This is a genomic window from Cupriavidus sp. FW216-B1 (assembly GCF_058789195.1).
The window spans coordinates 367,534-385,202 of record NZ_JBYTEL010000001.1 but is presented as its reverse complement, the minus strand read 5'-3'; the positions used below and the strand labels follow the sequence as shown (position 1 = coordinate 385,202).

Annotated in this window: 17 protein-coding genes; 6 read left to right on the top strand and 11 right to left on the bottom strand. The window is 70.6% G+C overall.

What is annotated here, in order from left to right; translation table 11 throughout:
• Positions 1–4: 4 nt before the first annotated feature.
• The 3 genes from AC3WXD_RS01570 to AC3WXD_RS01560 form a co-directional block, all read right to left on the bottom strand.
• A complete protein-coding gene (locus tag AC3WXD_RS01570; RefSeq protein ID WP_020204765.1) occupies positions 5–3,205 on the bottom strand; it encodes an efflux RND transporter permease subunit in 3,201 nt (1,066 codons plus the stop codon).
• A gap of 238 nt (positions 3,206–3,443) precedes the next feature.
• Entirely contained in the window at positions 3,444–4,712 is a 1,269-nt protein-coding gene (locus AC3WXD_RS01565; RefSeq protein ID WP_059414111.1) for an efflux RND transporter periplasmic adaptor subunit, read from the bottom strand.
• Between the two features lie 138 nt (positions 4,713–4,850).
• A complete protein-coding gene (locus AC3WXD_RS01560; RefSeq protein ID WP_043367010.1) occupies positions 4,851–5,771 on the bottom strand; it encodes an alpha/beta hydrolase in 921 nt (306 codons plus the stop codon).
• Between the two features lie 370 nt (positions 5,772–6,141).
• Between AC3WXD_RS01560 and AC3WXD_RS01555 the strand changes: the two genes are divergently transcribed.
• On the top strand, positions 6,142–7,092 hold the full coding sequence (locus tag AC3WXD_RS01555; protein ID WP_059414109.1) for a LysR family transcriptional regulator: 951 nt from the start codon (positions 6,142–6,144) through the stop codon (positions 7,090–7,092).
• Between the two features lie 11 nt (positions 7,093–7,103).
• Here the strand turns inward: AC3WXD_RS01555 and AC3WXD_RS01550 are convergent, their stop codons facing one another.
• Positions 7,104–7,556, bottom strand: a complete 453-nt coding sequence (locus tag AC3WXD_RS01550) for a RidA family protein (protein WP_492322884.1) — start codon at positions 7,554–7,556, stop codon at positions 7,104–7,106.
• 130 nt (positions 7,557–7,686) lie between these two features.
• Here AC3WXD_RS01550 and AC3WXD_RS01545 point away from each other — a divergent pair, with 130 nt between their 5' ends.
• The 3 genes from AC3WXD_RS01545 to AC3WXD_RS01535 all read left to right on the top strand — a co-directional run bounded on the left by AC3WXD_RS01545 (position 7,687) and on the right by AC3WXD_RS01535 (position 10,031).
• Positions 7,687–8,346: a helix-turn-helix transcriptional regulator gene (locus AC3WXD_RS01545; protein WP_492322883.1), complete on the top strand. Its 660-nt coding sequence runs from the start codon at positions 7,687–7,689 to the stop codon at positions 8,344–8,346.
• Positions 8,347–8,449: 103 nt separating this feature from the next.
• Entirely contained in the window at positions 8,450–9,289 is an 840-nt protein-coding gene (locus AC3WXD_RS01540) for an alpha/beta hydrolase (protein WP_492322882.1), read from the top strand.
• Positions 9,290–9,386: 97 nt separating this feature from the next.
• Positions 9,387–10,031, top strand: coding sequence for a LysE family translocator (locus AC3WXD_RS01535; protein WP_059414102.1), 645 nt, complete (start codon positions 9,387–9,389; stop codon positions 10,029–10,031).
• A gap of 11 nt (positions 10,032–10,042) precedes the next feature.
• Here AC3WXD_RS01535 and AC3WXD_RS01530 read toward each other — a convergent pair whose 3' ends face one another.
• The 4 genes from AC3WXD_RS01530 to AC3WXD_RS01515 all read right to left on the bottom strand — a co-directional run bounded on the left by AC3WXD_RS01530 (position 10,043) and on the right by AC3WXD_RS01515 (position 12,703).
• Entirely contained in the window at positions 10,043–10,285 is a 243-nt protein-coding gene (locus AC3WXD_RS01530; RefSeq protein WP_020205509.1) for a hypothetical protein, read from the bottom strand.
• Between the two features lie 205 nt (positions 10,286–10,490).
• Positions 10,491–11,405 carry a glutaminase gene (locus tag AC3WXD_RS01525; protein WP_020205508.1) on the bottom strand — a complete coding sequence of 305 codons (915 nt, stop codon included), beginning with the start codon at positions 11,403–11,405 and terminating at the stop codon, positions 10,491–10,493.
• A gap of 100 nt (positions 11,406–11,505) precedes the next feature.
• Positions 11,506–12,198 (bottom strand): LrgB family protein, encoded by a 693-nt coding sequence (locus tag AC3WXD_RS01520; protein ID WP_492322881.1) that lies wholly within the window; start codon positions 12,196–12,198, stop codon positions 11,506–11,508.
• On the bottom strand, positions 12,191–12,703 hold the full coding sequence (locus AC3WXD_RS01515; protein WP_492322880.1) for a CidA/LrgA family protein: 513 nt from the start codon (positions 12,701–12,703) through the stop codon (positions 12,191–12,193). The genes AC3WXD_RS01520 and AC3WXD_RS01515 overlap by 8 nt, the downstream gene beginning before the upstream one ends.
• A 192-nt stretch (positions 12,704–12,895) precedes the next feature.
• Here AC3WXD_RS01515 and AC3WXD_RS01510 point away from each other — a divergent pair, with 192 nt between their 5' ends.
• Entirely contained in the window at positions 12,896–13,786 is an 891-nt protein-coding gene (locus AC3WXD_RS01510; RefSeq protein ID WP_492322879.1) for a LysR family transcriptional regulator, read from the top strand.
• Positions 13,787–13,821: 35 nt separating this feature from the next.
• Here AC3WXD_RS01510 and AC3WXD_RS01505 read toward each other — a convergent pair whose 3' ends face one another.
• Positions 13,822–15,078 carry a glutamate carboxypeptidase gene (locus AC3WXD_RS01505; protein ID WP_492322878.1) on the bottom strand — a complete coding sequence of 419 codons (1,257 nt, stop codon included), beginning with the start codon at positions 15,076–15,078 and terminating at the stop codon, positions 13,822–13,824.
• A 120-nt stretch (positions 15,079–15,198) separates the two neighbouring features.
• On the opposite strand from AC3WXD_RS01505, the gene AC3WXD_RS01500 reads away from it, so the two are divergent.
• Entirely contained in the window at positions 15,199–16,305 is a 1,107-nt protein-coding gene (locus tag AC3WXD_RS01500) for a GlxA family transcriptional regulator (protein WP_492322877.1), read from the top strand.
• A 25-nt stretch (positions 16,306–16,330) separates the two neighbouring features.
• Here the strand turns inward: AC3WXD_RS01500 and AC3WXD_RS01495 are convergent, their stop codons facing one another.
• Positions 16,331–17,062, bottom strand: coding sequence for a BON domain-containing protein (locus AC3WXD_RS01495; protein ID WP_020205502.1), 732 nt, complete (start codon positions 17,060–17,062; stop codon positions 16,331–16,333).
• A gap of 153 nt (positions 17,063–17,215) precedes the next feature.
• Positions 17,216–17,641: an OsmC family protein gene (locus AC3WXD_RS01490; RefSeq protein WP_020205501.1), complete on the bottom strand. Its 426-nt coding sequence runs from the start codon at positions 17,639–17,641 to the stop codon at positions 17,216–17,218.
• Between the last annotated feature and the right edge of the window lie 28 nt (positions 17,642–17,669).

Here is a 17,669-nt window from a genome sequence, read left to right as displayed (position 1 = left end):
GTCCTTATTCTGCGGAGGCGATGGCCTTGTGGCTCGCCGACGGGGCATCGCCCGCGCTGGCGGCGCGGCGGCGCTCGCCGCGCGTGGCCAGCAGGCGCAGCGCCACATAGAACACGGGGGTGAGGAACAGCCCGAAGAAGGTCACGCCCAGCATGCCGGCGAACACCGCCACGCCCATCGCGTGGCGCATCTCGGCGCCGGCGCCGGTGGAGATCACCAGCGGCACCACACCCATGATGAAGGCGAACGAGGTCATCAGGATCGGGCGCAGGCGCAGGCGGCTGGCCTCGATCGCGGCCTGCACGATGGAGCGGCCTTCATGCTCCAGCTCGCGCGCGAACTCCACGATCAGGATCGCGTTCTTCGCCGACAGCCCCACCAGCACGATGAAGCCGATCTGCGTGAAGATGTTGTTGTCGCCGCGCGTGAGCCACACGCCGGTCATGGCGGCCAGCAGGCTCATCGGCACGATCAGGATCACCGCCAGCGGCAAGGTCAGGCTTTCGTACTGGGCGGCCAGCACCAGGAACACCAGCAGCACGCACAGCGGGAAGATCCACACCCCCGCGTTGCCGGCCAGGATGTCCTGGTAGGTCAGGTCGGTCCATTCGAACTTGATGCCCTTGGGCAGCGTCTCGGCGGCGATGCGCTCGGCCGCGGCCTGCGCCTGGCCCGAAGAGAAGCCCGGCGCCGGGCCGCCGTTGATGTCGGCGGCGGTGAAGCCGTTGTAGCGCACCACGCTGTCCGGGCCGAAGCCCTGCTTGACGGTGAGCAGCGACGACAGCGGCACCATGTCGCCGGCGCGGTTGCGCGTCTTGAGCTGCAGGATGTCCTCGGCGTGGTTGCGGAACTGCGCATCCGCCTGCACCTTGACCTGGTACGTGCGGCCGAACTTGTTGAAGTCGTTCACGTAGGCCGAGCCGAGGTAGGTCTGCAGCGTGTCGAACACGTCCGTGACCGGCACGCCGAGCTGCTTGGCCTTGACGCGGTCGAGCTTGACGTCGAGCTGCGGCACGTTGACCTGGTAGTTGCTGAAGATGCCGGCCAGCTCGGGCGTGGCGCGTGCCTTGCCCATGAACGCGTTGGTGGCGTCGAACAGCGCGTCGTAGCCGAGCGCGGCGCGGTCCTCGATCATCAGCTTGAAGCCGCCGATGGTGCCGAGGCCCTGCACGGGCGGCGGCGGGAACACCGCGATGAAGGCGTCCTGGATCGACGCGTACTTCTGGTTCAGGTCGGCGGCGATCGCGTTGCCCGACAGCGCGGCGCTCTTGCGCTCCTCGAACGGCTTGAGCGTGGCGAACACGATGCCGGCGCTCGGGCTGTTGGTGAAGCCGTTGATCGACAGGCCCGGGAAGGCCACCGCCGACTCCACGCCCGGATGCTTGAGCGCGATCTCCGACATGCGGCGGATCACGTCCTCGGTGCGGTCCAGCGTGGCGCCGTCGGGCAGCTTGGCGAAGCTCACCAGGTACTGCTTGTCCTGCGCCGGCACGAAGCCCTTCGGCACCAGCTGGAACACGCCCCAGGTCAGCACCAGCATGACCGCGTAGACGCCGAACACGGCGGTCTTGCGCGAGATCACGCCCTTCACGCCGCGGCCGTAGCGCTCGGCGCTGGCGCCGAAGAAACGGTTGAAGCGGGCGAAGAACTTGCCCAGCACGCGGTCCATGCCGCGCGACAGCCAGTCCTTGGGCGCGTCGTGGCCGCGCAGCAGCAGCGCGGACAGCGCCGGCGACAGCGTCAGCGAGTTGAAGGCCGAGATGATGGTCGAGATCGAGATGGTCAGCGCGAACTGCTTGTAGAACTGCCCGGTCAGGCCGCTCATGAAGGCCAGCGGCACGAACACGGCGATCAGGGTCAGCGCGATGGCGATGATCGGGCCGCTGACTTCGCGCATGGCCTTGTAGGTCGCTTCCTTCGGACTCAGCCCTTCCTCGATGTTGCGCTCGACGTTCTCCACCACCACGATCGCATCGTCCACCACGATCCCGATCGCCAGCACCAGCCCGAACAGCGAGAGCGCGTTGATCGAGAAGCCGAACGCGTGCATCAGGCCGAAGGTGCCGACGATCGACACCGGCACGGCCAGCAGCGGGATGATCGAGGCGCGCCAGGTCTGCAGGAACAGGATCACCACCAGCACCACCAGCGCGATCGCTTCGAACAGCGTGTGGGTGACGGCCTCGATACTGTGGCGCACGAACTGCGTGGGGTCGTAGACGATGCTGTAGTCCACGCCGTCGGGGAAGTTCTCCTTGAGCTCTTCCATCGTCTTGCGCACGTCGTCCGAGATCTGGATGGCGTTGGAGCCCGGCGCCTGGAAGATCGGCAGCGCCACCGCGGACTTGTTGTCCAGCAGCGAGCGCAGCGCGTATTCCGACGCGCCCAGCTCGATGCGGGCGATGTCCTTGAGGTAGGTCACCGCGCCGTCGGCCGAGGTCCGCACCACCACGTCGCCGAACTCTTCCACGCTGGTCAGGCGGCCCTGCGCGTTGACCGAGAGCTGCAGGTCGGTGCCGGGCAGCGAGGGCGACTGGCCGATCACGCCGGCGGCCACCTGCACGTTCTGCTCGCGGATCGCGTTGACCACGTCGCTGGTGGCGAGCTGGCGCTCGGCCATCTTCTCGGGATTGAGCCACACGCGCATGGAGTAGTCGCCCGAGCCGAACATCTGCACCTGGCCCACGCCCTGGATGCGCGCGAGGCGGTCCTTGACGTTGATCAGCGCGTAGTTGCGCAGGTAGGTCATGTCGTAGCGGTCGTTCGGCGAGACCAGGTGGACCACCATCGTCAGGTCAGGCGAGCTCTTGACGGTGGTGATGCCCAGGCGGCGCACGTCTTCCGGCAGGCGCGGCTCGGCCTGCGAGACGCGGTTCTGCACGAGCTGCTGCGCCTTGTCCGGGTCGGTGCCCAGCTTGAAGGTCACGGTCAGCGTGAGCGTGCCGTCGCTGTTGGCCTGCGACGACATGTACAGCATGTCCTCGACGCCGTTGATCTGCTCTTCCAGCGGCGTGGCCACGGTTTCCGCGATCACCTTGGGGTTGGCGCCCGGGAACTGCGCGCGCACCACCACGGACGGCGGCACCACCTCGGGGTACTCCGAGATCGGCAGCTTGAACATCGAGATGGCGCCGATCAGGAAGATCAGCACCGATAGCACGCCGGCGAAGATAGGCCGGTCGATAAAGAATTTCGAGAGATTCATCTCAGTCTCGGCGAAAGCGCTCCCCCTGGCGGCCCGGGTGGCGGGCGCCATATGGAGCGTGGGGAAGCAAATAAATGGCTCGGTTTTCCGGGGGGCGGCGTTTCGCCGGGACCGGTGCGCATGTCTTGCGCCGGCCCCGGTGAAATGCCATCCCCCGGCCCCTCTCCCGCACGCGGGAGAGGGGAGCAAACCCTCAGCAGATTCCGTTCATGTCGGGTTCATGTCGGCCATTCGGGGCTCAGGTCACCGGCTTGCCCTCGGCGGCCTTGTCGGTTTCCTTGTCGGCGGCGGCCTGCTTGCGCTCGGCGGCGTCGGCGCGCTGGTCCAGCTCGCGCTTGTAGGCCATCTCCACCGCCTTGGGCGACACCGTGTCGCCGGGGCGCACGCGCTGCAGGCCGTTGACCACGATCTTCTCGTCGGCCTTCAGGCCCTGGCGGATCACGCGCAGGCCTTCGTACGACGGTCCGAGCGTGACTTCGCGGTAGGCCAGCTTGTTGGCCTTGTCCAGCACCAGCACGAACTTCTTGCCCTGGTCGGTGCCGATCGCGCGGTCATTGATCAGCACCACCGGATGCGGCGCGCCGCCGCCGAGCTTGATGCGCGCGTACAGGCCCGGCAGCAGGCGGCCGTCCGGGTTGTCGAACACGGCGCGCACGCGGATGGTGCCGCTGCGCGTGTCGAGCCGGTTGTCGATCGACTGGATGCGGCCCTCGCGCGGGTATTCGTCCTCGTTGCCCAGGCCCAGGAACACGGGCAGCCTGGACTGCGCGCCCTGGGCGCCGCCCGTGCCGCCGGCCTCGGGCGCGGTGTAGCGCAGGTAGGTCTGCTCGTCGACCTCGAAGTTGGCGTACATCGGCGACACCGACACCACCGTGGTCAGCACCGGCGACGAAGCGCCCGGCGCGACCAGGTTGCCGACCGTGATCTCGGCGCGCGAGACGCGCCCGCTCACCGGCGCCACGATGCGGGTGTAGGTCAGGTTCAGCCGCGCCACTTCGAGCGAGGCCTGCGCGGCGCGCACGTTGGCGACTTCCTCACGCGCGGTGTTGTCGCGCTCGTCGAACTCGCGGCGCGACACGGCGTTGTCCTGCACCAGCCGCTGGGCGCGCGCCAGTTCGGTCTGCGCGTGCGAGGCGCGCACCTGGGCGGCGGCCAGCGCGGCCTCGGCGCGCGCCACTTCGGCGGCGTAGGGGCGCGGGTCGATGGTAAACAGCGGGTCGCCCTTCTTCACCAGCGCGCCCTCGCGGAAGTGCACGGCGTCGATGGTGCCGCCCACCCGCGCGCGGATCTCCACGCGGTCCACCGCTTCGAGGCGGCCGGAGAACTCGTCCCACTCGGTGATGGTCTTGCCGATCACGCCGGCCACATCCACGGCGGTCGGGGCGGGTGCCGGCACGGCCTGCGCCTCGCCGGCATGCCAGGGCTTGAGCAATGAGGTCGCCAGGCCCGCGCCGAGCACGGCGACGATGGCCAGGGCAATCATGGTGCGTCGATATTGCTGCTTCATTTTTCTACACTCCGTATTCCGTAGCGGGTTTTCTTCAACTGGAAAGCAAAAAAAGGACGAACGCCGCCGCCGGGGCGCGCCAGGGGCCGCGCCCGGTATGCCTGCTCGCGCAGGCCGGCTTGTCGTGGTTCGCGCGGGTCAGCCTGGCGAGCTGGCGCCCGGGTCGCGTCCGGTCCTTGGTGAGGCATCGTCATCGCCGGCAAGGCAGCCTTGCAGGTAATGCGCGCCTTCGTTGACCCAGACCTGACATCGGTCGAGGGTCTGTTCCACCCCGTCGCCACAGGCGCCGGGCATGATTCTGGCTTCGGCCGGCACGCCGGCCGCCTGCAGCCGCGCGGCGAAGGCCTCGCCCTCGGCGCGCAGCGCATCTTCTTCCGCCACCTGGATCAGCGTGGGCGGCAAGCCCGCCAGCCGCGAGGCCAGCGCGGGCGCCGCATACGGGTGCACGCTGGCGGCCGGGGTCGGCAGGTAATCGCGGTAGAAACCCGCCAGGCGCTGCAGCCGCTCCAGCGACACGCTCGGCCCGCCCTGCGCGAACGCGCACGAGGCGTGCTCTAGGCAGGGGTCCGTCACCGGCCGGATCAGCCACTGCGCGCGCGGCTCGGGCAGGCCGCGGTCGCGCAGCATCTGCGACAGCGCGATCGCCAGGTTGCCGCCGGCCTCCTCGCCCACCAGGGCGAAGCGCAGCTTGTCCACCTTCAGGCGGCGCGCGTGACGCAACACCCAGGCGGTGGTATTGAATACGTCTTCCGGCGCCGCCGGAAACGGAAAATCGGGTGCCAGCGAATAGGCCGGCGTCACCACCACCGCCGGCATCGTGGCCGCCAGCCACGCGGCCAGGCGCTGGGATTTCTCCACGCTGCATTCCACGAAGCCGCCCGCGTGCAGATAAAGCAGCCACGGCAGCAGCGCGGCGCCCTTGCCTTCCGGATAGCCCGGCGGATAGCTCAGGCGCACCAGGATCGTGCGGCCGCAGCTCTCGACGGCGTGCTCGGTCGTGCGTCCCACGGCCAGTTCGGCGGCGGACGCTGCGGCTGCAGCTTTCGATCGGGAAGGCATGGCGATCACATGCGCCGCGTTAACGGCGCTTCCATTGCATATTGCGATGCAGCGAATTATGGTGGTTGATAAAGGTGGGATAAAGCGAGGCTTTACCAATGCACTGTTTCTGCCGTGAAATAATCCGGCGCGCCCGCGGCGGGAAACCCTGCGCCGTGCAAGGTCATTGGTTTTGTGATCCACTCCCGCACTTCCGCGGCCGCGCGCGCTGCGCGATGCGCTCCCGGCCCGGCCGCTAAAGGTCTGGCCCGGGCGGCCGACAAGTCCAGCAGGCCCTGTAATCCCAACAGGCCCGGCAGGCCCGACGGACTCGACAAGAAGTCCGGCACGCCAGCCAGGCCCGCCCGTATCCTTTTCCCGGGGAGTGAACATGGATCGTCTCGTATCAATGCAGGCATTCACCCGCGTCGTGGATATAGGCAGCTTCGCGCGGGCGGCCGAATCGATGGATCTGCCCAAGGCCACCCTCACGCGGCTGATCCAGAACCTGGAAACGCACCTCGGCGTGAAGCTGCTGCATCGCACGACGCGGCGCATCAGCGTCACTACCGACGGCGCCGCCTATTACGAGCGCTGCGTGCGCATCCTGGCCGACGTGGAGGAAGCCGAGCAGTCGCTGACCCACCAGAACAACACGCCGCGCGGCACGCTGGCGGTGGATACCTCCGCCGGGCTGGCGCAGATGGTGCTGATCCCCGGGCTGCACGAGTTCTTCGCCGCCTATCCCGAGCTGAAGATGGAGCTGACCATCAACGGCAAGCCCATCGACCTGCTCAAGGAAGGCGTGGACGTGGTGCTGCGCGTGGGCGACCCGGTGGACGAGACGATGGTGGCGCGCCGCATCGGGCAGCTGCGCCTGGGCTTCTATGGCTCGCCGCTCTACCTCAACCGCCAGGGCACGCCCACGCAGCCGAGCGACCTCGCGCAGCACAGGGCGGTCAACTACCTGTCCAACCGCACCGGCCGCGAAATGCCGTGGCCGATGGGCCAGGGCGACAAGCGCACCGAGCTGCTGCTGCCTTCGGCCATCTCCACCAACGACGCCGACGCCTACCTGGCCTGCGCGCTCGAAGGCCACGGCCTGGCGCGCATCTCGCGCATGATGGCGCAGCCCTACGTGGAAAGCGGCCGGCTGGTCGAAGTGCTGACCGACTGGCCCACCGACTCGCTGCCGGTGTCCGCCATGTATCCGCAGAACCGCCACCTGTCCGCCAAGGTCCGCGTGTTCGTCAACTGGGCCGCCGACCTGTTCGCCCGCCACCCGCATTTCGGCGACAGCAAGGACGGCCGCCCCGCGCAGCCGCCCAAGCTGGCGGCGTAGGCGCGGCCGCATCACGCCGGGCGGGCCGCCGGGGCATCCGCCACCGCCAGCGCCTCGATCTCGAACAGCATGCCGTCCAGCGCCAGCCGCGGCACCGGGATCAGCGTGCAGGCCGGCGCGGGCGCGTCGCCCCAGATCCGGCGCAGCTCGCCGGACAGCACCGCCAGGCGCGCTTCGCTGTGATCCACCACCAGTACCGTGAGCCTGGCCACCTGCCGCGGCTGCGAGCCCGCCGCCGCCAGCGCCACGCACAGATTGTCCAGCGCCTGCCGCACCTGGGCCATGAAACCGGCGGGCAGGCTGCCGTCGGCGCGTTCGCCGCCCTGCCCGGCCACGCAGACCAGGGCGGCGCCGGGCGGGATCATCGCCACGTGGGAATAGCCGTTGGCGCGGGGATCGTACAGGCCGAGCGGGTTGAGCATGGTGAGCTGGCGCGGCGCGGGCCGGATGCCGGGGGCGTGCATGGGGCGGTCTCCTTTTGACTCTTGACGAATGCGGCGGATGCCGGACAGGGCGGAAGCAAAGCGCCGCGCTCGACAACGCGCGCGGGCTGCCCTAATATCCAAGAAAGTTTTTGGATATTAGGGCGCCACCATGCATTACGCAATAGAAAACTTGGATAACCCTGCCGGGTCTCCGGGTGATCGCATCCTGTTCCTGCTCAAGACGCGCGGCCCGGCTTCCACCACGCAGATCGCCCAGGCCCTCGGCGGCACCGCCGAGGCCGCGCGCCAGCAGGTGCACAAGCTGCTGGCGGCGGGACTGATCGAAGGCCGCCAGCAAACCCCGGCCGGCGCCGGGCGGCCCCGCCAGGACTGGGTGCTCACCGCCAGCGGCCACGGCCGCTTTCCCGACACCCACGCGCAACTGACCATCCAGTTGATCGGCTCGGTGCGGCAACTGTTCGGCGAAGCCGGCATGGAACAACTGATCGCCAGGCGCGAAGCCGACACCCGCGCGCAATACCTCGCCGCGGTGGCGGGGCAGGCGGAGATCGGCCGGCGGCTGGAGACGCTGGCCGGGCTGCGCAGCGCCGAAGGCTACATGGCGCGGCTCGAGCGCGACGGCGAAGACTGGCTGCTGATCGAAGACCATTGCCCGATCTGCGCGGCGGCGCAGGCCTGCCAGGGCTTTTGCCGCGCCGAGCTGGAGATCTTCCGCGAGGTCGCCGGCGCCGGCGCCACCGTCGACCGCGAGGCGCATCTGCTGAGCAACGCGCGCCGCTGCGTGTACCGGATCCGCGCGGCGGCCTGACGCGGGCGGGCCGCGTTTGATGGGCGGGCGCGGCAATGCTATCTTGGGCCGGCCGCCCGGCACCCCGACAAGAAACCGGCGCCCGCCACCAATGGAGACAACCATGCCGAACCGCCCCGCTTCCGGATTCGCCCGCCTGCCCGGCGCGGCATGGATGATGGCCCTGCTGCTCGCCGTGCTGCTTGCGCAGGCGTGGCTGGCCGCGCCGGCGCGCGCGCAAGGCGCGCCGGAAGTGATCGACCTCCCGACCCGGCCCGGCGTCACGCAGCGCTTCATCTACCTCGCGCCGGCGCAGCCGACCGCCGCCGTGATCCTCTACGCGGGCGGCCACGGCGGGCTGCGCATCGCGCCCGGCGGCAGCTTCGGCTGGGGCGCCAACAACTTCCTGGTGCGCGCGCGGCAACTGTTCGTCGACAACGGCCTGGCCGTGGCGGTGGTCGACGCGCCCAGCGACCGCCTCGCGCCGCCCTTCCTCAACGGCTTCCGCCAGACCGCCGAGCACGCGCAGGACGCCCAGGCCGTGATCGCCTGGATGCGCAGCCGCGCCAAGGTGCCCGTGTGGCTGGTCGGCACCAGCCGCGGCACCCAGTCGGTGGCCGCCATCGCCATCCGGCTGGCCGACGGCGGCGGCCCCGACGGCATCGTGCTGACCTCCACCATCCTGCGCGAGGAGCGCGGCCGCGCCGTGCCCGCGATGGACCTCGACAAGCTCAAGGTGCCGGTGCTGGTGGTGCACCACGTGCAGGACGGCTGCAAGCTGTGCCCGTTCGGCGAGGTGCAGGGCCTGATGGACAAGCTGGCGAAGGCGCCCAGGGCCGGCCTGATCCGCTTCGACGGCGGCAACAACGAGGGCGATCCGTGCGAGGCGCTGGCCTACCACGGCTTCAACGGCATCGAGCCGCAGGTGGTGCAGGCCACGGCGCGCTGGATGGCGCAGAAGTAGCCGCGCAAGCGGCCATGACAGCCGAAGTGGCCACCGCGCGCGCGGACGCTAGAATAGCGGGCATGCCTTCCGCCCCGCATCTCATCAGGAACCCGCCATGACCCATTCCACGCTGCTGCTGTTCGTGCTGGCCTCTGCCGTCACCATCGCCACGCCCGGCCCGACCGTGCTGCTGGCGCTCAGCAACGGCTCGCGCTTCGGCGTGCGCGCGGCCTGCTGGGGCATGGCCGGCGCGGTGTGCGCCGACATGCTGCTGATCGCCACCGCCGCGGCCGGGCTGGGCGCGGTGATCGCCGCGTCGGAGGTCGCCTTCCGCGCGCTCAAGTGGATCGGCGCCGCGTACCTGGCCTACGTGGGCTGGAAGCTGCTGCGCGCCAGGGTCGGCCACCTGCCCGCCGGGGCCGCGCGGCAAGCCGGCCACCCGCGGGAAAGCGCGCCCGCGCGCGAGCTGTTCATGCGCTGCTTCCTGGTGGCCGCGACCAACCCGAAGGCGCTGCTGTTCATGTCCGCCTTCCTGCCGCAGTTCATCGACACCGGCGCGCCGCTGCTGCCGCAATACGCGCTCATCATGGCCATCCTGGCGCTGCTGAACCTGCTGGCCATGCTGGTCTACGCGATCCTCGGCGCGCGCGTGATGCACGCGTTCCGCGACAGCGGCATGCGCTGGCTCAACCGCGTCTCCGGCGCGACGCTGATCGGCCTGGCCGGCGTGCTGGCGGTGTACCGGCGCGCGCAGGCCTGAACCGCCGGCGGCTACGGCAGGCGCGCCGCCATCTCCTTGCCATGCACGAAGCCCGCGGCCTCGGCCGCCTCGGGCGTCGAGTACTGCTCCGAGGGCTTGGCGGACTCCACCAGGGTGCTCGCGGCCCGGATATTGGTGCCGGGCCGGCACACGCGCACCGTGTAGTCCCACGCGCTGGGCGTCTTGGCGCGCACCAGCACCTGCACCTCGTGCGTTTCGAACACACGCTTCTTCCAGGCAATCTCATAGGGCATGACTGTCTCCGTTCTTATGGGGCGGTCCCGGTGCCGCCGCTGGCGAACGATGGCGAACGATGGCGCTTGCGCGTCACCCGCGCCCGCGCGCGCGGGTGCCGGAACCTAGTCACTATCCTATCAAAGCTGGCCGCGAACGCCGCCCGCGTCGGGCCGGCTGTTGCGCCGGCGACACCGTGCCGGCGCCCTGCCGGCACGCAGATGCTCAGAAGATGGAGTGCCCGCTGAGCGTGGTCAGCCATTCCAGCGCCTGCACGCCGGCCAGCGAATTGCCGCTGTGGTCCAGCCCCGGCGACCACACGCACACCGCCCAGCGGTGCGGCAGCACGGCGACGATGCCGCCGCCCACGCCGCTCTTGGCCGGCAGGCCGACGCGGTAGACGAAATCCCCGGCCGCATCGTAGGTGCCGCAGGTCAGCATGAGCGCGGACAGCCGCTTGGCCGGGCTGGCGCCGAGGATGCGCTCGCCGCTCCACGGCACCACGCCACCGTGCGCGAGGAACAGCGCGGCGCGGGCCAGGTCCTGGCAGCTCATGGTGATGGCGCACTGGCGGCAATAGGCCTCGATGACCTTGTCGACGGGCATCTCCAGGCGGCCGAAGCTCTTCATGAAATAGGCCATCGCGCGGTTGCGCTCCGCGTGCTCGGACTCGGACTGCGCCACGCGGGTGTCGTAGTCGATGGCGGGATTGCCGCTGAGGCGGCGCATGAACTGCACCAGCGCGGTCTCGGCCTGGACGAAGCGGCTGCACAGGACATCCGTCACCACCAGCGCGCCGGCGTTGATGAACGGGTTGCGCGGCAGGCCCTGCTCGTATTCGAGCTGCACCAGCGAGTTGAAGGCGTTGCCCGAAGGCTCGCGCCCGACGCGCTGCCACAGGTCTTCGCCCAGCAGCTGGAACGCCAGCGTGCAGGCGAACAGCTTGGAGATGCTCTGGATCGAGAACGGCACCGCGGCGTCGCCCACGCAGTGGCTGCGGCCGTCGGCGAACACCAGCGCCATGCCGAAGCGGTCGCCGCGGACCTTGCCAAGTTCGGGAATGTAGTCCGCCACCTTGCCCTGGCCGAGCAGGGGCTGGATGTCGCGGTGGATGCGTTCGAGGATGTGCGCGTAGTCCATGCGTGGCGGCGGGCGTGGGTTGAAAAAACAGCGCACATCGTACCGCGGCACGGGCGGCGCGGGGCCGCCCCCCGCGTCGAAAGATCGAAAGGCCGGAAGGTCAGAAGAACAGGCCGCGGATCAGCGGCGCGGCCAGCACGCTGACCAGCCCCGCGATCATCATCACCAGCGAGGCCACCACGCCCTGCACTTCGCCGAGCTGGCGCGCCTTGGCGGTGCCGGCGCCGTGCGCCGCCGCGCCGAAGATGGCGCCCTGCGCGAGCCGGCTGCGCACCGACGGCAGGCACGCGAGCACGGTCTCGCCGATGGCCATGCCCAGCAGCCCGGTGATGACCACGAACACCGCGGCCAGATCGGGCGGGCCGCCCAGCGCGCGCACCGCGTCCACCGCGAACGGCGTGGTCACGGAACGCACCGCCAGCCCCTTCTGCAGCGCCTCCGACAGGCCGAAGCCGCGCGCCAGCCAGACCGAGCTGAACACGGACGTCGTCACCGCGGCCAGCACGCCGAGCGAGATCGACAGCCAGTGCTGGCGCACCAGCGCGCGATGGTCGTAGATGGGCAGCGCGAAGGCGATGGTGGCCGGGCCCAGCAGCCACATCAGCCAGCGCGTGTCGGCGATGTAGTCGCGATAGGGAATGCGCGCGGCCAGCACCAGCGCGATCAGCACCGCCGGCGTGGCCAGCAGCGGCATCAGCCACAGCCGCGCGCGGCGCGCGTAGACGCGCTTGTTGAGATAGTAGAAGGCGACGGTGGCCGCGAAGCTCAGCGCCGCCAGCACGGTATCACGCATGACGATGCTGCTCCTTGCCCAGGTGCCGCTGCCGGAGATGCTTGCGCCCGCGCGCGCGGCGCGCCAGGCACAGCTCCAGCCGGTAGACCTGCTCCACCACCAGCGCCGTGACCAGCATCACCGCCACCGTGCTGGCGCCGATCACCGCGCAGATGCGCAGGCCCTGGTGCCGGACCAGGTCCGGGTACTGCACCACGGCCAAGACGGCGGGAATGAAGAACAGCAGCATCTCGCCCAGCAGCCAGTCGGCGCCGCGCCGCACCCAGCCGCCGCGCACGGCGCCGCTGAACAGCAGCGCCGCCAGCGCCATCAGGCCCAGCAGGCCGGTCGGCAGCGGAATGCCCAGGCGCACGCGCAGCCAGTCCGCCAGCAGCCACAGGGCGGACAGTGCGGCCACCTGCGCGCCGGCCACGGCGCCGTTGCGCAGCCGGCCGGCGGGCCGCGGGGAGGGAATGGACGGCGCCGGGTGGCCGGGGTCCGGCGTGGAGGGAACTGCGCTGTGCATGGATCGGGGAAAAACCAGGGATGGCGACGGAAGCTAGTGTACGAAGCGCACTTCGATATATAAAATGAATATAAATTATCGAATCGATGCCGATCTGGAATACCAATCCGGCGCGGCGATCCGACCACGATCCGACCACGATCCGACCGCAATCCGACGGCGATCGGAGTTGGCAATCTTTCAGGCAGCCCAATGGACATTCGCGCCCTGCGCTATTTCGTCGAGGTGGTCCGCCAGGGTGGCTTCACCCGCGCGGCCGAGACCCTGCACGTGACCCAGCCCACCATCAGCAAGATGGTCAAGAGCCTGGAGGAAGAACTGGGCGGCCCGCTGCTGCTGCGCGAGGGCCGCACCGTGCAACTGACCGACGCGGGCGAGGTGGTGTTCGCGCGCGGCCAGGCCGTGCTGGCCGAGGTGGCCCGCCTGCGCCAGGAAGTGGCCGAGGTGGACGGCATGGCGCGCGGCGAGCTGCGGGTCGGCATTCCGCCGATGGCCGGGCGCTACATGGCGCCGGTGATCGGCGCGTACCGGCGCCTGTACCCGGGTGTCAAGCTGCGGCTGCGCGAGCAAGGCGGCCGCGCGCTGGAGGAAGGCGTCGCCGCCGGCGAGCTGGACCTCGGCGTGACCGTGCTGCCGGCGGCGGTGGCGGGGCTGGCCAGCCTGGCCGTGACCAGCCACGCGCTGGTCGCGGTGTTTCCCGCCGGCGACGCGCCGCGCAAGGCCGGCGCGGTGAAGCTGGCGGATCTGGCCGGCCGGCCGTTCGTGATGTACGAGGACGACTTCGTGCTCTACCGCATGCTGCTCGACGCCTGCGAGGCGGCCGGCTTCACGCCGCAGATCGCCGGGCAGAGCCGCCAGTGGGACTTCATCGGCGAGCTGGTGGCGGCCGGCGTGGGCGTGGCGATCCTGCCCGCGCCGGTCGCCGGCCAGCTCGACCCCGCGCGCGTGGCCACCCGCCCGCTGGCCGCGGGGCTGGTGTGGGAGCTTGGCCTGGTCTGGCGCGAGGGCTACCTGTCGCGCGCCGCGCGCGCGTGGCTGGCGTGCTGCGAGCAGGCTTTCGGCACCGCCCGCAAGCCCGCCTGAAACACGCCGCGCCGCGCCGCAATCGCGCGCGGCTCTCAGTCGCGACCGATCTCCTGCAGGATGCGCGACATCAGGTAAAGCCGCGGCACGATCGAGTCGATCTCGATGTATTCGTCGCGCGCGTGGTAGCCGAAGCCCGCCAGCCCGAAGCTCTCCAGCACCGTGGGCTTGCCCGAGCGCGCGGCGTAGCCCGCGTCGGTGCCGCCGCCGGTCTGCGGCACCATCGTCAGCTCGCGGTCGATCTCCTGGTAGATGGCCTGCGCGCGCGCCGCCAGCGCGCGGCCGCGCTGGTCCGCCACGTAGGGCAGATGTCCCGGGGTCAGCGTCAGCGTGGTTTCCGTGTCGGGGATCAGCTTGCCGGCGGCCAGCTTGCTCTGCAGCGCGGCCTGCAGCTTTTCCAGCGCGCCGGGCCGGGTCAGCCGCACGTCGCCCACCGCCTCGGCTTGCTCCGTGACCTGGTTGAGCGGGCCGCTGGCGCTGGCGCGGGTCCAGATCAGCGCGGCGCCGGGCACGTCCCTGGCCACGTCGCGCGTCTGCAGCATCTGGTAGGACAGTTCATAGAGCGCGTTGCGGCCCAGTTCGGGCGCGGCGCCCGCATGCGCGGCGCGGCCCTTCACGTCGAGCGTGGCAGTGGCCACGCCGGCCGAGGCCAGCAGCAGCGGCTGGCCCTTCATGACCACCGAGCCCGCCGACGGCTCGCAGGACAGCACCACGTCATGCTGCTCGGCCAGCGTGGCGATGGTGTCGCCCGAGCCCGGCGAGCCCACTTCCTCGTCCGGGTTGAACAGCACCGTGAGCCGGGCGTAGTCCTGCCAGCCGGCGGCCTTGAGCAGCGCCAGCGAGTGCAGGATCACGGCGATGCCGCCCTTGTCGTCGGCGATGCCGGGGCCGTACAGGCGGTTGCCGTCCTGCCGGATCGGCTGGGTGGCCAGCGTGTCGGGGCCGTAGACGGTGTCCATGTGCGCGATCAGCATGATGCGGCGGCGCCCGTTGCCGGTGAAGGTGCCCTTGACGATGGTGCCGGGCCCGCGCGTGACGGCGATGCGCTCGGTGGTGGCGCCGAGCGCCTTGAGGCGGCCCTCGGTGAAGCTGGCCATCCGCGCCAGGCCCGCGGCATTGGCGCTGCCCGACTCGATCGACACCATGTCCTTGAGCGACTGGATCACCGCGGGCTGGGCCACGCGCGCGCCGTCGAGCAGTTGCTGGTCGGCCGCGCGGGCGCTGCCGGCGGCGCCGAGCGCCAGGGCGAGCACGGCGGCGGCATGGGTAAGTCGGCGCAGGGATGGCTGCATGAAGTCTCCTGTTGGCATTGTTGTCGTGGCGGCGGCGTGGTGCCGGCCGAGCGACGATGCTAGCCCGGGCGCGCGCCTCGGGGTAGGATCGATCCCGCCATTTGGAATGCCGATCTCGCCATGACCGCCTCCACCGACCCGACCGCCCTTCCACCCGCCGCCGCGCCGCCACCGCGCGCCGTGCCGCTGCGCGTGCGCCTGCTGTGGCTGCCCGATGCCATGCCGGGCATGCTGTTCGGCGCGCTGGACGTGCTGCGCACCGCGGCCGGCGTGGCCCGCCTGCAGCGCCCCGACGCCGACCCCGGCCTGAGCTGGAGCGTGATCGGCCCCGGCGGCCGCGCGCTGTCGCTGCCCGCGCTCGGGCTGGAGCCGTCGCGCCGCCGCCGCGGCGGCGAGGACGGCAACGCGCTGGTGGTGGTGCCGGGCGTGCACGCGCGCAATGCGCCGCACCTGGAGGAGATCGTGAGCGGCGCCGGCCCGGCGCTGCGCCTGCTGGAGCGGCACGCGCAGGCGGGCGGCTGGATCGCGGCCGGCGAATGCGGCATCGCCTTCCCGGCCGAGCTCGGCCTGCTCGACGGCGCGCGCATGGGCGCGCCGTGGCCGTTCCAGAGCTGGATGGCCAGGCGCTATCCGCGTTGCGATTTCTCCGCGAGCGAGCCCATGAGCGTGCACCAGCGCGTGTTCGGCTGCGTGGCGCCGGCGCTCCAGACCGAGTTCATGCTGCGCGTGCTGGGCCACCTGCACGACCCCGACCTCGCGCAGGCCTGCTCGCGGCTGCTGCTGTACCAGGCCGGGCGCCAGCAGCTGACGCCGGAGCTGGTCTCGCAGCGCTGGCTGAGCCGCACCGCCGACAGCCCGGTCTACCGCGCCATGCGCTGGCTGCAGGCCAACGTGGACGCGCCCTACCGGCTCGCGCAGGTGGCCGAGGCCGCCGCGGTCAGCGAGCGCACCTTGCTGCGGCACTTCCGCCAGGTCAGCGGCATGAGCCCGCTCGACTACCTGCACACGCTGCGCGTGGAGCGCGCCAAGACCTTGCTGGAAGTGACGCTGCACGGCGCGCAGGCGGTGGCCGAGGCGTGCGGCTACAGCGACGCGGCGGCGTTCCGCCGGCTGTTCCAGCGGGCCACGGGGATGTCCATGTCGAACTACCGCGCGCGCTTCGCGCTGCGGGCGCAGCGGCGCTACTGGCGCGTGGAGGACATGGCGCGCGCCACGGGCGGGGCGTAGCGCGCCGCGCCCGCCGCGGGGGACTTCAGTTGCTCAGGACGATGCGGTTGACCACGTCCTCCACGCCGTGGACGTACCAGGCGTCGCGCTCGGCCTGGCGCCGGGCGGTCTCGCTGGTGGCATAGCCTTCGAGCGTGACGACGCGGTTGCGCGTCTGCACGTGGATGCGGTCGGCGTCGACGAACGGATCGGTTTCCAGCACCAGGCGCAGCGCCTCGGTGACTTCGTCGTCGCGGTCGGTCTCGGCCGGGGCCACCACCAGTTCGTTGACGACGCAGCGGCAGCCGCGCGACCACCACGCCAGCACCCCGGCCAGGCGCATGTGCGACAGGCTGATCACGTGGCCGCGCAGCGTGACCACGCCGTCGGTGACTTCGATGGCGATCTCGCCGCTGGATTCGCCCACGGCCTCGCGCACGGGCTCCACGCGGCCCTTGGCATGGGCGCAGATGCGGCAGTTGCGGAAATCGATGGCCTGCAGCAGCCGCACGCAGATCGCATTGCGCAGCTCCGCGTCGCCCACCGGCGTGCCCTCGGCCGCGATGCGCAGATGGTCTATCACCTCGGGCACGCCGTCGACGCGGCGCACCATCGCGGCCACGCGGGATTTGTCGACGATGTCCGGGACGTCGCCTTCGAGGATCAGCGCGCCGTCGCTCAGGCGCAGGTGGATGGTGGGATGGATGGGATGGCTGTGGAACGGCACGTGGGCGATGGCCGCCCGGGCCTGGGTCAGGACTGCTTCACTGCTATGCATGATGTCTGCCTTATCTTTAATGGGTCTGGATATAGGAGACGCGTTCCGTCCGGCGAACGCACGCGACGCCGCGCGCCGGAGTGCGGCGCGCGGCAGGCAGTTTTCATTATAGGAAGCCAGTCCGGGCGTGCCCGGACTGTTGGCGCGGCGGGCTCAGGTCTCCACCGTGGCGTGCATGCTGATTTCGGCCTTGAGCACCTTCGACACCGGGCAGCCCGCCTTGGCCGCCTGCAGGCAACGCTCCACGGCGGCCTTGTCGGCGCCCGGCACGCGCACCGCCACGTCGAGCTGCACCGCGGTGATGGTGAAGCCGCTGTCGTCCTTGTCCAGCGTGACGGTGGCCTTGGTCTCGATCTTCTCCGGCACCAGCTTCGCCTCGCCAAGGATCAGCGACAGCGCCATCGAGAAGCAGCCCGCGTGCGCCGCGCCGATCAGTTCCTCGGGGTTGGTGCCGGGGCCGCCTTCGAAGCGCGCCTTGAAGCCGTAGGGCGCGTCCTTCAGCACCCCGCTCTGGGCCGAGATGGTGCCCTGCCCGTCCTTGATGCCGCCCTGCCATCTGGCCGATCCATACTTTTGCATGACTGTGCTCCCACGAGGAAAAGCGAAA

Coding starts and splice junctions, on each gene's coding strand:
- AC3WXD_RS01570 (WP_020204765.1), bottom strand. CDS start 3,205: ATGAATCTCTCGAAATTCTTTATCGACCGGCCTATCTTCGCCGGCGTG.
- AC3WXD_RS01565 (WP_059414111.1), bottom strand. CDS start 4,712: ATGAAGCAGCAATATCGACGCACCATGATTGCCCTGGCCATCGTCGCC.
- AC3WXD_RS01560 (WP_043367010.1), bottom strand. CDS start 5,771: ATGCCTTCCCGATCGAAAGCTGCAGCCGCAGCGTCCGCCGCCGAACTG.
- AC3WXD_RS01555 (WP_059414109.1), top strand. CDS start 6,142: ATGGATCGTCTCGTATCAATGCAGGCATTCACCCGCGTCGTGGATATA.
- AC3WXD_RS01550 (WP_492322884.1), bottom strand. CDS start 7,556: ATGCACGCCCCCGGCATCCGGCCCGCGCCGCGCCAGCTCACCATGCTC.
- AC3WXD_RS01545 (WP_492322883.1), top strand. CDS start 7,687: ATGCATTACGCAATAGAAAACTTGGATAACCCTGCCGGGTCTCCGGGT.
- AC3WXD_RS01540 (WP_492322882.1), top strand. CDS start 8,450: ATGCCGAACCGCCCCGCTTCCGGATTCGCCCGCCTGCCCGGCGCGGCA.
- AC3WXD_RS01535 (WP_059414102.1), top strand. CDS start 9,387: ATGACCCATTCCACGCTGCTGCTGTTCGTGCTGGCCTCTGCCGTCACC.
- AC3WXD_RS01530 (WP_020205509.1), bottom strand. CDS start 10,285: ATGCCCTATGAGATTGCCTGGAAGAAGCGTGTGTTCGAAACGCACGAG.
- AC3WXD_RS01525 (WP_020205508.1), bottom strand. CDS start 11,405: ATGGACTACGCGCACATCCTCGAACGCATCCACCGCGACATCCAGCCC.
- AC3WXD_RS01520 (WP_492322881.1), bottom strand. CDS start 12,198: ATGCGTGATACCGTGCTGGCGGCGCTGAGCTTCGCGGCCACCGTCGCC.
- AC3WXD_RS01515 (WP_492322880.1), bottom strand. CDS start 12,703: ATGCACAGCGCAGTTCCCTCCACGCCGGACCCCGGCCACCCGGCGCCG.
- AC3WXD_RS01510 (WP_492322879.1), top strand. CDS start 12,896: ATGGACATTCGCGCCCTGCGCTATTTCGTCGAGGTGGTCCGCCAGGGT.
- AC3WXD_RS01505 (WP_492322878.1), bottom strand. CDS start 15,078: ATGCAGCCATCCCTGCGCCGACTTACCCATGCCGCCGCCGTGCTCGCC.
- AC3WXD_RS01500 (WP_492322877.1), top strand. CDS start 15,199: ATGACCGCCTCCACCGACCCGACCGCCCTTCCACCCGCCGCCGCGCCG.
- AC3WXD_RS01495 (WP_020205502.1), bottom strand. CDS start 17,062: ATGCATAGCAGTGAAGCAGTCCTGACCCAGGCCCGGGCGGCCATCGCC.
- AC3WXD_RS01490 (WP_020205501.1), bottom strand. CDS start 17,641: ATGCAAAAGTATGGATCGGCCAGATGGCAGGGCGGCATCAAGGACGGG.